14 protein-coding genes are annotated in these 13639 nt (G+C 53.8%); 8 read left to right on the top strand and 6 right to left on the bottom strand.

Going from position 1 to position 13639, the window contains the following annotated elements:
• Positions 1–85: 85 nt before the first annotated feature.
• Positions 86–913: an ammonia-dependent NAD(+) synthetase gene (gene nadE / locus ACOT0L_RS21100; protein WP_022647817.1), complete on the bottom strand. Its 828-nt coding sequence runs from the start codon at positions 911–913 to the stop codon at positions 86–88.
• 231 nt (positions 914–1144) lie between these two features.
• Here nadE and osmE point away from each other — a divergent pair, with 231 nt between their 5' ends.
• From osmE to chbG, 7 genes are all read left to right on the top strand, one after another.
• Positions 1145–1489 (top strand): osmotically-inducible lipoprotein OsmE, encoded by a 345-nt coding sequence (gene osmE, locus ACOT0L_RS21095; protein WP_022647818.1) that lies wholly within the window; start codon positions 1145–1147, stop codon positions 1487–1489.
• A 275-nt stretch (positions 1490–1764) separates the two neighbouring features.
• Positions 1765–2088, top strand: coding sequence for a PTS N,N'-diacetylchitobiose transporter subunit IIB (chbB, locus tag ACOT0L_RS21090; protein ID WP_225303350.1), 324 nt, complete (start codon positions 1765–1767; stop codon positions 2086–2088).
• Between the two features lie 80 nt (positions 2089–2168).
• Positions 2169–3527, top strand: a complete 1359-nt coding sequence (gene chbC, locus ACOT0L_RS21085; RefSeq protein WP_126504162.1) for a PTS N,N'-diacetylchitobiose transporter subunit IIC — start codon at positions 2169–2171, stop codon at positions 3525–3527.
• Between the two features lie 47 nt (positions 3528–3574).
• Positions 3575–3922 carry a PTS N,N'-diacetylchitobiose transporter subunit IIA gene (gene chbA / locus ACOT0L_RS21080; RefSeq protein WP_022647820.1) on the top strand — a complete coding sequence of 116 codons (348 nt, stop codon included), beginning with the start codon at positions 3575–3577 and terminating at the stop codon, positions 3920–3922.
• A 2-nt stretch (positions 3923–3924) separates the two neighbouring features.
• Complete coding sequence (gene chbR / locus ACOT0L_RS21075; protein ID WP_255248587.1) at positions 3925–4770, top strand: transcriptional regulator ChbR; 846 nt, start codon at positions 3925–3927, stop codon at positions 4768–4770.
• Between the two features lie 108 nt (positions 4771–4878).
• Positions 4879–6234: a 6-phospho-beta-glucosidase gene (locus tag ACOT0L_RS21070; RefSeq protein WP_022647822.1), complete on the top strand. Its 1356-nt coding sequence runs from the start codon at positions 4879–4881 to the stop codon at positions 6232–6234.
• 11 nt (positions 6235–6245) lie between these two features.
• On the top strand, positions 6246–6995 hold the full coding sequence (chbG, locus tag ACOT0L_RS21065; protein WP_038415892.1) for a chitin disaccharide deacetylase: 750 nt from the start codon (positions 6246–6248) through the stop codon (positions 6993–6995).
• A gap of 92 nt (positions 6996–7087) precedes the next feature.
• On the opposite strand, the gene katE is transcribed toward chbG, so the two are convergent.
• The gene (katE, locus tag ACOT0L_RS21060; protein WP_023299905.1) at positions 7088–9337 is read right to left on the bottom strand and encodes a catalase HPII; all 2250 of its coding nucleotides are present in this window, start codon (positions 9335–9337) and stop codon (positions 7088–7090) included.
• Between the two features lie 201 nt (positions 9338–9538).
• Here katE and cedA point away from each other — a divergent pair, with 201 nt between their 5' ends.
• Positions 9539–9778 (top strand): cell division activator CedA, encoded by a 240-nt coding sequence (gene cedA / locus ACOT0L_RS21055; RefSeq protein WP_022647825.1) that lies wholly within the window; start codon positions 9539–9541, stop codon positions 9776–9778.
• 48 nt (positions 9779–9826) lie between these two features.
• Here the strand turns inward: cedA and tcyP are convergent, their stop codons facing one another.
• The 4 genes from tcyP to hxpB form a co-directional block, all read right to left on the bottom strand.
• Complete coding sequence (gene tcyP / locus ACOT0L_RS21050) at positions 9827–11218, bottom strand: cystine/sulfocysteine:cation symporter (protein WP_022647826.1); 1392 nt, start codon at positions 11216–11218, stop codon at positions 9827–9829.
• A gap of 127 nt (positions 11219–11345) precedes the next feature.
• Positions 11346–11936: a metal-dependent hydrolase gene (locus ACOT0L_RS21045; protein ID WP_015570742.1), complete on the bottom strand. Its 591-nt coding sequence runs from the start codon at positions 11934–11936 to the stop codon at positions 11346–11348.
• A gap of 95 nt (positions 11937–12031) precedes the next feature.
• Positions 12032–12793: a 2-dehydro-3-deoxy-D-gluconate 5-dehydrogenase KduD gene (gene kduD, locus ACOT0L_RS21040; RefSeq protein WP_023299906.1), complete on the bottom strand. Its 762-nt coding sequence runs from the start codon at positions 12791–12793 to the stop codon at positions 12032–12034.
• 128 nt (positions 12794–12921) lie between these two features.
• On the bottom strand, positions 12922–13593 hold the full coding sequence (hxpB, locus tag ACOT0L_RS21035; protein ID WP_022647828.1) for a hexitol phosphatase HxpB: 672 nt from the start codon (positions 13591–13593) through the stop codon (positions 12922–12924).
• Between the last annotated feature and the right edge of the window lie 46 nt (positions 13594–13639).

Below are 13639 nucleotides of genomic sequence, written 5' to 3'. Positions count from 1 at the left end.
GTGTAGCAGGTGTTTGGTGGTTAAAAAAGAGCCGGGTGGCGGCTACGCCTTACCCGGCCTGCAAAACTGAGTTACCGTTTTGCTTTTACTTTTTCCAGAAATCATCAAACACCGTAATGGGTGGACGGCGTTTGTGCTCGGTTTTCAGATACCAGCCTTCAATAATTTTTGCGGTACCTTCGTCGAGCGTTTTGCCTTCCAGATAATCATCGATGTTGTCATAGGTCACACCCAGCGCGGCTTCATCCGGCAGGGAAGGGCGATCGTCTTCCAGGTCTGCCGTTGGCGCCTTCTTATACAGGTGCTCCGGGCAGCCCAGCGCCGCCAGCAGTTGCTTACCCTGACGCTTGTTCAGGCGGAAGAGGGGGTTGATGTCCGTGCCGCCATCGCCGTATTTGGTGAAGAAACCGGTGATGGCTTCCGCGGCGTGATCGGTGCCGACGACGACCCCTTTGGTCATCCCTGCGATACTGTACTGCGCTTTCATGCGCTCACGGGCTTTCTCGTTGCCACGAACAAAATCGCTCAGTTCAATACCGGCTTCACGCAAGGCCTGCTCGCTTGCCAGTACCGAACCTTTGATGTTTACGGTAAGAACACGGTCCGGCTGAATAAAGGCGATCGCATCCTGACAGTCCTGCTCGTCGGCCTGCACGCCATACGGCAGACGTACGGCAATAAATTGCAGTGCGGTGTCACCGGTCTCGTCACGCAGCTCGGTGATGGCCATCTGGCTAAGTTTACCGGCCAGAGTGGAGTCCTGACCGCCGCTGATACCCAGTACCAGCGTCTTCAGGAAAGGGTGTGCGGACAGGTAAGCTTTCAAAAAATCAACGCTACGACGGATCTCTTCATTGGCATTAATCGCAGGTTTCGCGCCCAGCGCCTGAATAATTTCTTGTTGCAGAGCCATTACGCCCTCCCTATGCAGAACCAAACAGAAAGTGTGATCTGTTAAAACTAACCCTTTGTCGGGGAAACGACAAGGATCACAGTTTTGAGTGTACTGTTTTACAGCGATTTAGCAGCTTATCGTTGTTTTATTAGAATTTTCCGAAATTCGTCTGGCGTAACTCGCAAAGTTGAACAATAGTAATTTTTATCCCATGCTTAGTTAACACGCTGATAAACAAGAGGACGGAATATGAACAAGAACGTAGCAGGAATTTTAAGCGCAGCGGCGGTACTGACTATGCTGGCTGGGTGTACAGCTTACGATCGCACCACAGATCAGTTCACACAGCCAGTGGTAAAAGACGTCAAAAAAGGCATGACGCGTTCACAGGTTGCAGCCATTGCCGGTAAACCTTCTTCAGAAGTCACTATGATCCACGCGCGTGGCACCTGCCAGACCTATATTCTGGGTCAACGTAATGGTAAGGCAGAAACCTACTTTGTCGCCCTGGATGATACCGGTCACGTGATCAATTCGGGTTACCAGACCTGCGCTGAATACGACACCGATCCACAGGCACCTAAGGCGCAGTAACCGCGCTTGCCTGAAAGTGTTAACAAACCGGCCTGATGGCCGGTTTGTTTATGCATACGTAAATCTTATTTCTTAGCGCGAAATATTTGCCTGAAATGTGAAGGTAGTCAACAAGCCAGGTCAATGAGAGACAATTTGAGTCTATCCAGAATTATCCCCTCCCTGTACCATTGCGTATACTCACTTCAACGACAAACAATGTTCAGCACACTGCCCGTCAGCCAGGATAGCGAGTCGAGTGATAGCGCGACGGCGGTCAGACCAATAAGAGGGAAATTATCATGGAAAAGAAACATATCTACTTGTTCTGCTCTGCGGGCATGTCCACTTCGCTGCTGGTTTCAAAAATGCGCGCGCAGGCCGAAAAATATGAAGTCCCTGTGGTGATTGAGGCGTTTCCGGAAACGCTGGCGGGCGAAAAGGGTCAGACAGCAGATGTAATTTTACTCGGGCCGCAAATCGCTTATATGCTGCCAGAAATTCAACGTTTGCTCCCTAATAAGCCGGTCGAAGTGATCGATTCCGTTTTATACGGCAAGATTGATGGTTTAGGTGTATTAAAAGCTGCTGTTGCGGCGATTAAAAAAGCTGCTAATTAATTTTTTATTTTTCCCGTCAAAGAGTTATTTCACACACAATACGCCGTAACGGTCGTTGCGGCATTTAAGGGTATTTTCCTATGAGTAAAGTCATCGCTTCACTTGAAAAGGTACTCCTTCCTTTTGCTGTTAAAATAGGAAAGCAGCCTCACGTTAATGCCATTAAGAACGGCTTTATTAAATTAATGCCGTTGACATTAGCCGGGGCAATGTTCGTTTTAATTAACAACGTTTTTCTCAGCTTTGGAGAAGGTTCCTTTTTTTATTCATTAGTAATTAGGTTAGATGCTTCCACTATTGAAACCCTTAATGGTTTAAAAGCCATTGGCGGCAACGTATACAATGGTACGTTGGGTATTATGTCGCTAATGGCGCCTTTCTTTATTGGAATGGCGCTGGCGGAAGAGCGTAAGGTGGATCCGCTGGCGGCAGGCTTACTGGCCATTGCCGCGTTTATGACCGTCACGCCGTACAGCGTGGGCGACGCTTACGCCGTGGGCGCCAACTGGCTGGGTGGGGCAAACATCATTTCCGGTATTATTATCGGACTGGTGGTGGCCGAAATGTTCACCTTTATTATTCGCCGCAACTGGGTTATCCGCTTGCCGGATAGCGTTCCGGCCTCCGTTTCTCGTTCATTTTCCGCGTTGATACCGGGCTTCATTATTCTCTCCATCATGGGGATTATTGCCTGGGCGCTCTCTCACTGGGGGACTAACTTCCACCAGATCATTATGGACTCTATCTCAACGCCGCTGGCGTCGATGGGTAGCGTGGTCGGTTGGGCGTATGTCATCTTTACCTCCCTGCTGTGGTTCTTCGGCGTGCATGGTTCACTGGCACTGGCGGCGCTGGACAGCGGTATTATGACCCCGTGGGCACTGGAAAACGTCGCGCTTTACCAGCAGTACGGCTCCGTCGATGCGGCGCTGGCGGCCGGTAAAACCTTCCATGTGTGGGCGAAGCCGATGCTTGACTCCTATATCTTCCTGGGCGGTACCGGGGCGACGCTGGGTCTGATCATCGCGGTCTTTATTGTCTCTCGCCGCGCCGACCATCGTCAGGTTGCGAAGCTGGCCCTGCCGTCAGGCATCTTCCAGATTAACGAGCCGATCCTGTTTGGTCTGCCAATTATCATGAACCCGGTGATGTTCATTCCATTCATCCTGGTTCAGCCGCTGCTGGCCGCGATTACGCTGACGGCGTATTACCTGGGCATTATCCCACCGGTGACCAACATTGCGCCGTGGACGATGCCAGCTGGTCTGGGCGCGTTCTTCAACACCAACGGTAGCGTGGCCGCCTTCCTGCTGGCGATATTCAACCTCGGGATTGCAACCCTGCTCTACATGCCGTTCGTGGCGATTGCGAACAAGGCTGCAACGGTTATCGATGAAGAAGAGAGCGAAGAGGATATCGCCCTCGCACTGAAATTCTAAAATTGCACGGCGCGGGGCAACCCGCGCCAGCGTAAAGGAGCTTAAAGATGTTAGATTTAGAGAGTATCGTTGCCGAAGAAACCGCAGTGAACGATTTGGAAGAGGTGGTGATGGGGCTCATCATCAATTCCGGGCAGGCGCGAAGCCTGGCGTATGCGGCGCTTAAGCAGGCTAAGCAGGGCGATTTTGTTGCCGCGAAAACCATGATGGAGCAGTCCCGTACGGCGTTAAACGAAGCGCATCTGGTGCAGACGAAACTCATCGAAAGCGACCAGGGCGAAGGAAAGATGAAAGTGAGTCTGGTGCTGGTACATGCGCAGGATCACCTGATGACCTCCATGCTGGCGCGCGAGATGGTAGCGGAGCTCATCGAGCTTCACGAGAAGATGCAGTAAGTCTGAACAGGCACCAGGAGGTCAGCACGATGGAAATCAAAACCGCACATGAGCAGCAGCTGTTTAATGGCAAGAATTTTCACGTGGTGATTTACAACAAAACGGAGAGCGCCAGCGGTCTGCACCAGCATGACTACTACGAGTTCACGATTGTTCTGACCGGCCGCTACTATCAGGAGATTAACGGTAAGCGCGTCCTGCTTGAGCGTGGCGATTTCGTCTTCCTGCCGATGGGGTCCTATCACCAGAGCTTTTATGAGTTTGGTGCGACGCGCATTCTTAACGTAGGGGTGAGCAGGCGTTTCTTCGAGAAGCACTATCTGCCGCTGGTTCCGTTCTGCTTTGTGGCGTCACAGGTCTATCGCGTTAAAAATGAGTTTATGACCTGGATTGAAACGGTTATCGCCTCGCTGAATTTCCGCGACAATGAATTTGATGAATTTATTGAAACCGTGACGTTCTACGTCATGAACCGTCTTCGCCATCACCGTGAAGAACAGCAGGTGGTGGATGATATTCCTCAGTGGCTGCGCAGTACCGTGGAGCTGATGCACGACAAAGGACAGTTCAGCGATAACGCCCTGGAAAACATGGTGGCGCTGTCGGGTAAATCGCAGGAATATTTAACGCGTGCCACGCAGCGCTATTACCGTAAAACGCCTGTTCAAATTATTAATGAAATCCGCATCAATTTTGCCAAAAAACAGCTGGAAATTACTAACTACTCTGTCACCGATATCGCTTACGAATCGGGTTACAGCAGCCCCAGCCTGTTTATTAAAACCTTTAAGAAAATGACTTCATTCACACCGAACAGTTACCGCAAAAATTTAACGGTAATTAATTAACTTTCGGCGGTTATCCGCCAGGAATATTGACGTAATGGCTTGCCCAAATAGCGGGAAGAGTACGCTATACCTTGCAGGCGATTACCCTGATAAGCTAAGGGAGAGTTTATGCAAAAGAAATTAAAAGTCGTAACCATTGGTGGCGGCAGCAGCTATACCCCGGAATTACTTGAAGGTTTCCTGAAACGTTATCATGAATTACCGGTCAGCGAATTATGGCTGGTGGATGTTGAAGAAGGTCAGGAGAAGCTAAATATTATTTTTGAACTGTGCAAACGCATGGTTGAAAAAGCAGGCGTGCCTTTAACCGTGCATAAAACGCTGGATCGCCGCCTGGCGCTGAAAGATGCTGACTTCGTGACCACCCAGCTGCGCGTCGGCCAGCTGAAGGCGCGTGAGCTGGACGAGCGTATTCCGCTGAGCCACGGTTATCTGGGCCAGGAAACCAACGGGGCTGGTGGCCTGTTTAAAGGCCTGCGTACTATTCCGGTCATTTTTGACATCATTAAAGACGTGGAGGAGATCTGCCCGAACGCGTGGGTGATTAACTTTACCAACCCGGCCGGGATGGTCACCGAGGCAGTCTATCGTCACACCGGTTTCAAACGCTTTATCGGCGTCTGCAATATTCCGATCGGCATGAAGATGTTCATCCGCGATGTGCTGGCGCTAACCGATAACGATGAATTGTCCATTGACCTGTTCGGCCTGAACCACATGGTCTTTATCAAAGATGTGATTGTGAACGGGCAATCGCGCTTTGCGGAACTGCTTGATGGCGTTGCCTCTGGTCGCCTGACCGCGGCCTCGGTGAAAAACATCTTCGATCTGCCGTTCAGCGAAGGGCTGATCCGCTCCCTGAATCTGCTGCCGTGCTCGTATCTGCTTTACTACTTCAAGCAGAAAGAGATGCTGGCGATTGAAATGGGCGAATACTACAAAGGTGGCGCACGCGCTCAGGTTGTGCAGAAAGTAGAGAAGCAGCTTTTTGATTTGTATAAAGATCCGAACCTGAACGTCAAACCGAAAGAGCTTGAGCAGCGCGGTGGGGCATACTATTCAGATGCCGCGTGTGAAGTGATCAACGCCATTTACAATGACAAGCAGGCCGAGCACTATGTGAACGTTCCGCATCATGGGCACATCGACAATATCCCGGCAGACTGGGCCGTGGAGATGACCTGCATCCTTGGGCGCGAGGGTGCAAAACCGCATCCCCGCATTACCCACTTCGACGATAAGGTGATGGGCCTGATTCATACCATCAAAGGCTTTGAAGTGGCGGCGAGCAATGCGGCCCTGAGCGGCGAGCTGAATGACGTGCTGCTGGCGCTGAACCTGAGCCCGCTGGTGCATTCTGACCGTGACGCTGAAAAACTCGCGAGTGAGATGATCCTGGCGCATGAGAAATGGCTGCCAAACTTTGCTGCAACGGTTGAGAAACTGAAACTCACACACCGTTAAGAGGAGGCGCGATGGAAAACCTGCTGATCGTCAATGCCGATGATTTCGGCCTGTCAAAAGGGCAGAACTACGGCATTATCGAAGCCTGTCGCCGGGGCGTCGTGACCTCTACAACAGCGCTCATCAACGGTGAGGCGGTGGAACATGCGGCGCAGCTAAGCCGTGAGCTGCCCGAACTGGGCGTGGGCATGCACTTTGTGCTGACGCTTGGGTTGCCCCTTTCACCGATGCCGGGGCTGACGCGCGACGGACAACTGGGTAAATGGATTTGGGAAATGGCGGAGCAGGACGCTTTGCCACTTGATGAGATTGCCCGCGAGCTGGACTGCCAGTTTAACCGCTTTGTGGATGTGTTTGGCCGCGAGCCCACCCATATCGACAGTCATCATCATGTGCATATGATCCCGGCGATTTTCCCGCTTGTGGCAGAATTTGCCAAACGTAAAGGCGTGGCGATGCGCGTGGATCGGGAGGTGCGCGGACTGCCGGACGTTGCGGTGACGTCAACGGAGGGGTTCAGCAGCGCATTTTATGGCGACGATATCGACGAAGCGCTGTTCCTGAAGGTGCTGGATGCCTCCGCCGCAAAAGGGGAGCGCTCGCTTGAGGTAATGGCGCATCCGGCGTTTGTCGATAACATCGTACGTAAGAGCGCCTACTGCTGGCCGCGTCTGGCGGAACTGGACGTGCTAACGTCGGCGTCGTTGAAGTATGCGATTGCCGAGCGTGGGTATCGTCTGGGGACGTTCAGGGATTTGTGAGCAAAATAAAGCCCGGGGACGGCTTCGCCTTACCGGGCCTACAACATCAGTCGAAATATAGGCCGGGTAAGCGTAGCGCCACCCGGTTTTTTTTACGCCGGTATCTGGTCAATCTTGCTGCTGCGCGACCACACGCGGTGCGCGGCGAGCAGGTCAAACAGCCGGGTCATAAACGCATCGTCAATGTTATCACCTTCGACAATGCCTTCTTCCCCTTGATCCGGTACCTTCAGCAGCGATTTAAACTTCCGCGCATCGCCTGCGAGGGCGATTGGCTTCAGGTGCTTATAGGCTTCCAGCAGATAATAGGCGGCATCACCGTTACCGAGCAAACTCTCAACGTCGCCGCACGGCATAATCACCGCATCAACCGTCAGGGACGGTGCCCCGGCAAAGGTCGCGGCAATCGGCAGGACGGAGCCATCATCGGCCGTCACTTCACCCATGCGTGAGTAAAGCAGTTTGGCGTGTACGCCCTGAGTCTTGAGCGCCCTCATGATCCCCAGCACGTCGCTGGCGCGCGGTTTATCGTTCAGCAGGATAGCCACTACGCGGCCTTTGATCGTCCCGCCAGGTACCGCGTACAGGCTCAGGGACGGATCCTTCTTCAGCCCGTTCACGTCTTTAGGCGGTGCAGCATGGCATTGCTCGTCAGTCAGCGTAATGCCGAGATTATTCGCCACGCCCTGAGCAAGCTGGATATCAATATGCGCCAGATGGTCGACCACGCGCTCGCGAATGTAGGTACGCACCACTTTGCTCAGCTCGAAGCTGAAGCCGCCGATAATGTGCTGCTGTTCGATCGGGGTCTGGCTGTTCCAGAACAGGCGAGGCTGAGCGTAATATTCGCCGAATGACGGGCTGCGCTCGCGAATTTTTGTTCCGTCCACGCGCTCCTGATACGACTCGAATCCGCCACGTTTAGGCCCCGGCGGGGTTTCACGCGGCCAGTTATCGTTAATGGAGTTCGGCTCGTAGTTCGCCGGGTTGGTATCGATATCCTGGCGATGCATCCCGTCACGCTGGAAGTTATGGTACGGACAGGTCGGACGGTTGATTGGGAGCTCATGGAAGTTAGGTCCACCAAGACGGCTGATCTGCGTATCGGTGTAAGAGAACAGACGACCCTGCAGCAGCGGATCGTTGGTGAAGTCCAGCCCCGGCACAATATGGCCCGGGTGGAACGCTGCCTGCTCATTTTCCGCGAAGAAGTTGTCCGGGTTGCGGTTAAGCACCATTTTACCCACCAGCTGAACCGGCACCAACTCTTCAGGAATAAGCTTGGTCGGGTCGAGCAGGTCGAAGTCGAATTTGAACTCGTCTTCTTCCGGGATCAGCTGTAATCCCAGCTCGTATTCCGGGAAATCACCGGCTTCAATGGATTCCCACAGTTCGCGACGGTGGAAGTCCGGATCGCGTCCGGTCAGCTTCTGCGCTTCATCCCACACCAGCGACGCTTTCCCCGCGACCGGTTTCCAGTGGAAACGCACAAACGTCGCTTTACCTTCAGCGTTAATCAGACGGAAGGTATGAATACCAAAGCCTTCCATGGTGCGATAGCTGCGCGGGATCCCCCGGTCAGACATCGCCCACATCACGTTGTGAAGGGTTTCCGGTTGCAGGGAGACGTAGTCCCAGAATGTGTCATGCGCACTTTGTCCCTGCGGTATGGCCCAGTGTGGTTCTGGTTTTACCGCATGGACAAAGTCAGGGAACTTATGCGCGTCCTGTATGAAGAAAACCGGGGTGTTATTTCCGACGAGGTCGAAAATGCCCTCTTCGGTATAGAATTTGGTGGCGAAGCCGCGGATATCACGCACCGTGTCGGCCGAACCCGCGCCGCCCTGTACGGTAGAGAAACGCACAAACACCGGTGTGATTTTGTTCGGATCGGAAAGGAAATCTGCTTTGGTGATCTCCTTCAGGCTCTTGTACGGCTGGAAATAGCCGTGCGCCGCGGAGCCGCGAGCGTGGACGATACGCTCAGGGATACGCTCATGGTCGAAATGGGTGATTTTTTCGCGCAGGATGAAATCTTCCAGCAGCGTCGGGCCGCGCGTTCCGGCGCGCAGGGAGTTCTGATCATCGGCAATGCGAACGCCCTGGTTCGTGGTCAGCGCATGGCCTTCACCGCCCTTGCGGTGAGGATCGAGCGATTTCAGCTTTTCGTTTTCCGTTTCCGGGGCTTTCATGCTGCCCGGGGCGGTAGGCTGTTCACCCGGTGCGGAAGGACCCGGTGATGGTTTGTGTGAGCCGTCGGCTGGGGCAAGTGAGTCCATTCCCGGTTGAGATTCTTCAGTCCCATGAATGGGTGACTGATGTGGTTTATCATTGTTCGACATTGCACGCTTCTCCTTTGTTCATTCCTAAAAACCCTATTAAGGATAGAACAATGTTAAGAATTAGCAGGCGAACTAAGCGTTTTCAGATATTGATTAGCGAAAGGAGCCATCTGCGATACGTCAGGCGCGACGGGCGGGGGGAGAATCGGCTATGATAGAAATTTCCTGCTTTAAGAATTTGCTTTAGTGAACCCGTCGCTTATGAAACCTCTTCGTCAACAAAACCGCCAGGTTATTAGCTATGTACCCCGCGTTGAGCCCGCGCCGCCAGACCATGCCCTGAAGGTGGATGGTTTTCGCGATGTCTGGATGCTGCGGGGTAAATACGTTGCCTTCGTGCTGATTGGCGAGCACTTCCGTCGCTCCCCTGCGTTTACGGTGCCGGAATCGGCGCAGCGATGGGCAATGCAGACCCGCCAGGATGAAGAGGTTGAAGAATAACAGCCATAAAAAAACCGCCCGATGGCGGTTTTTTTATTTCAGCAGTGATTAACGATGTGCCAGTTCGGCATCATCTTCACTGTCGAGAATCGTTTTGTCGGTCTGCTTCAGCCACTGGCTGGTCAGGGTACCGGCGGTCATTGAACCACTCACGTTCAACGCGGTACGACCCATATCGATCAGTGGTTCAACAGAGATCAGCAGGGCAACCAGCGTTACCGGCAGCCCCAGCGCAGGCAGAACGATCAGCGCAGCGAAGGTCGCGCCGCCGCCCACGCCCGCAACACCGGCGGAGCTAATGGTCACGATACCGACCAGCGTCGCAATCCAGACCGGATCCAGCGGGTTAATACCCACGGTTGGGGCAACCATCACGGCCAGCATCGCCGGGTAGAGACCCGCACAGCCGTTCTGCCCGATGGTGGCGCCAAAGGAGGCCGAGAAGCTGGCGATAGACTCGGGTACGCCCAGACGACGTGTCTGTGCTTCCACGTTCAGCGGAATCGATGCCGCGCTGGAACGGCTGGTGAAGGCGAAGGTCAGCACCGGCCAGACTTTGCGGAAATATTTCAGCGGGCCAACGCCGTTCACCGCCAGCAGGATGCCGTGCACAACAAACATGATGCCCAGACCGAGGTACGAGGCAATCACAAAGCTGCCAAGCTTGATGATGTCTTGCAGGTTAGAACCTGCCACGACTTTGGTCATCAGCGCCAGGACACCGTACGGCGTCAGCTGCATGACCAGACGCACCAGCTTCATTACCCAGCTTTGCAGGGTATCGATGGCAGTCAGAACCCGCTCGCCTTTCGGCGCATCGTCCTTCAGCAGCTTCAGCGCAGCCACGCCCAGGAACGCAGCGAAGATCACTACGCTGATAATGGAGGTTGGGCTTGCACCGGTCAGGTCAGCAAACGGGTTTTTCGGAATGAAGGAGAGCACCATCTGCGGAACGGTCAGATCGGCCACTTTACCCACGTAGTTGGTCTCAATCGCCGTCAGACGCGCGGTTTCAGCGCTACCCTGCACCAGACCTTCAGCAGTCAGGCCAAACAGATTGGTAACCAGCACACCCACCAGCGCCGCAATCAGCGTGGTGAAGAGCAGGGTACCAATGGTCAGGAAACTGATTTTACCCAGTTGAGAAGCATTATGCAGCCGGGCTACGGCGCTCAGAATTGAGGCGAATACCAGCGGCATAACGATCATTTGCAGCAGCTGTACATAGCCGTTACCGACAATGTTGAACCACTGAATGGAATCTTTCAGTACCGGGCTGTCGGAGCCGTAAATAGCGTGTAAGGCCAGGCCAAACACCACGCCCATGACCAGACCAACCAGTACCTTTTTCGCCAGGCTCCACTGTTTGTGGCGAGCCTGGGCGAGAAGCAATAGCAATACGACGAACACAACAATGTTCGCGATGAGTGGAAAATTCATCCCCGTTCTCCTGATTTATTATACGGTCGGTTTTTACCGAACCTGTTGGCGCAAGGTTATCAGAAGTGTGATGTGGCGCTTATATCCATATGGAATGGTTTATGACAAAAGTGATTATATTGTCGGTTTAATGTTCAATCTGATGATTAATAAAACGATTGAACTGAAATTGCAGCGAGTTGATCATCTGCGATGACCAGCGCACTGCACCATTTTCGGGCAATGTCTGCGGCATCCAGACGGCATAGGCAAACAGCGCCATGCACAGAACGCGCTCCAGCTGGTTGCCTTTTTGCGGCACGAGGATTGGCAGGCGGAAACGCCAGCGGCAGGGCCAGAGCAGCGGAACGCCCGCTGGCGTCAGCATATCGGCGAGGATATGGCTTAAGTAGCCGAGCACCATGCCCTGAATGGCATCCGCCGGGACTATCCAACTCTCGGGAACCTTCAAATAGAAGAGTGTAAGCAGGCCAAATACGGCCAGCAGGCTGTGGGTAAACCCGCGATGACCAAAGGCTCTGGCGATGGGTTTTGAAATCCACTTCAGCCGCTGACCAAGGAATGATTTTGGATGATCGATGTCCGGCAGCAGGCAGGTCAGCACGGCAGAAGGGACAATATGCCACCAGTCCCCCTGGGCCAGCACAGGGGTCAGTTCAGCGTTTTTAGCAAACACTGCACAGGCAAGTGAAAAAAGCAGGTGGCCTTCCGCCGTCATGATAAAACCCGGTAAACTGTCAATCCATACAGTATAGGGTTTTTATACAGTGTGTGAAAGAGGTGACGGTGTAACTCTTTGTCACAAGCCGGCGGTTAGCGCGCAAGCCAGCCACCGTCTACGGCAAGGGTATGGCCGTTAACGTAATCCGACGCCGCCGAGGCCAGAAACACCACCGGACCCTGTAAATCCTCCGGAAGTCCCCAGCGGCCCGCCGGAATACGGTCGAGGATCGCCTGGCTGCGCTGCTCATCATCGCGAAGTTGTTGGGTGTTATTTGTCGCCATATAACCCGGCGCGATAGCGTTCACGTTAATACCTAGCGGCGCCCATTCGTTTGCCAGCAGGCGGGTGAGCCCGAGGACGCCGCTTTTCGAAGCCGTATAGGACGGCACCCGAATGCCGCCCTGGAAGGAGAGCATGGAGGCAATGTTGATGATCTTGCCGCCCTGACCCTGCACGATAAACTGTTTCGCTACTGCCTGAGAGAGGAAAAAGACCGATTTCAGATTGAGATCGATGACCTCGTCCCAGTCCTTCTCGCTAAATTCCAGCGCATCGCACCGACGAATGGTGCCGGCATTGTTAACCAGAATATCGATGCGGCCCATCTCTGTGACGGCGGTATCCACGACGCTCTGAATACTCTCATGCTTGCCGAGATCGGCGCGAATTGCGATAAAGCGCCGTCCCAGCGCCGTGACGCGCGCTGCCGTTTCGTCAGGAACCTTGCGGTTTACCCCCACGATATCGCATCCTGCCTGGGCGAGGGCAATGGCCATGCCTTGCCCCAGACCGGTATCGCACCCGGTCACCATCGCCACTTTTCCTGCCAGAGTAAAAGCATCCAGTATCATACGCGCCTCAGAAGTCAGGTTATTGTCATTCTGCACGTAAGGATAGGAGTCTGGAATGAGAAAAGCAAATAAAGTAAAACGTTGTTTTGATTTTGTTATGCAGGCAGCCGAAGCTGCCTGAAAGAGCGTTACTCTCCGCGCAGATGGCGGGCAGTCAATTCTTCAAGAGACGTCAGCCTGACATCCGCGAGGGCAAAGCGGGGATCGTGTCGGCCTTCTTCAGCCGGCACAACGATGGAGCGCATACGTGCGGCTTTGGATGCCACCATGCCGTTAACCGAATCTTCCAGCGCCACACAGGTAAGCGGATCCAGCCCCAGTTTCGCGGCGCAGTCCATATACACCTGCGGATGTGGCTTGCTGTAAGGAAGCTTTTCGGCCGAGGCCAGCGCGTCGAAGCTGTCGCGCAGCCCGAACATCGTCAGCACTTTTTCCAGCATATGCAGAGGTGAGGCAGAGGCAAGCCCCACTTTCAGCCCTTGCGCCTTGCACAGGGCGATAGCGTCGCGTACGCCCGGTAACAGAGGCTTATTCTCTTCAACAAGGGAGATAGCACGGTTGATAATGCGCGCCGTAACTTCGTCGCGATCCGGGCCAACCCATGGCTGGTGGGCATACCAAAGGTCAACCACCATATCGATGCGCAGCCCCAGGGTATCGGGAAGCTCATTACGACGACTGATATCGACGCCGAGGCTGGCCATCACGTCCAGTTCAGCCCGATCCCACAGGGGTTCGGAATCAATCAACAATCCATCCATGTCAAAAATAGCGGCAAGTATCTGGCGCGGTGTCGACATTACAACATCTCCTTATCTTGGGGGTAAGACGAACGGTGCTAAGCAC

This window comes from Enterobacter cloacae complex sp. XAL002, from assembly GCF_049236805.1.
Lineage (GTDB): Bacteria > Pseudomonadota > Gammaproteobacteria > Enterobacterales > Enterobacteriaceae > Enterobacter > Enterobacter intestinihominis.
This window is presented reverse-complemented; position numbering and strand designations above follow the sequence as displayed.

Bases quoted from the DNA above. Each gene is read 5' to 3' on its own strand.
- nadE (WP_022647817.1), bottom strand. From the start codon at position 913: ATGGCTCTGCAACAAGAAATTATTCAGGCGCTGGGCGCGAAACCTGCG.
- osmE (WP_022647818.1), top strand. From the start codon at position 1,145: ATGAACAAGAACGTAGCAGGAATTTTAAGCGCAGCGGCGGTACTGACT.
- chbC (WP_126504162.1), top strand. From the start codon at position 2,169: ATGAGTAAAGTCATCGCTTCACTTGAAAAGGTACTCCTTCCTTTTGCT.
- chbA (WP_022647820.1), top strand. From the start codon at position 3,575: ATGTTAGATTTAGAGAGTATCGTTGCCGAAGAAACCGCAGTGAACGAT.
- ACOT0L_RS21070 (WP_022647822.1), top strand. From the start codon at position 4,879: ATGCAAAAGAAATTAAAAGTCGTAACCATTGGTGGCGGCAGCAGCTAT.
- chbG (WP_038415892.1), top strand. From the start codon at position 6,246: ATGGAAAACCTGCTGATCGTCAATGCCGATGATTTCGGCCTGTCAAAA.
- katE (WP_023299905.1), bottom strand. From the start codon at position 9,337: ATGTCGAACAATGATAAACCACATCAGTCACCCATTCATGGGACTGAA.
- cedA (WP_022647825.1), top strand. From the start codon at position 9,539: ATGAAACCTCTTCGTCAACAAAACCGCCAGGTTATTAGCTATGTACCC.
- tcyP (WP_022647826.1), bottom strand. From the start codon at position 11,218: ATGAATTTTCCACTCATCGCGAACATTGTTGTGTTCGTCGTATTGCTA.
- ACOT0L_RS21045 (WP_015570742.1), bottom strand. From the start codon at position 11,936: ATGACGGCGGAAGGCCACCTGCTTTTTTCACTTGCCTGTGCAGTGTTT.
- kduD (WP_023299906.1), bottom strand. From the start codon at position 12,793: ATGATACTGGATGCTTTTACTCTGGCAGGAAAAGTGGCGATGGTGACC.
- hxpB (WP_022647828.1), bottom strand. From the start codon at position 13,593: ATGTCGACACCGCGCCAGATACTTGCCGCTATTTTTGACATGGATGGA.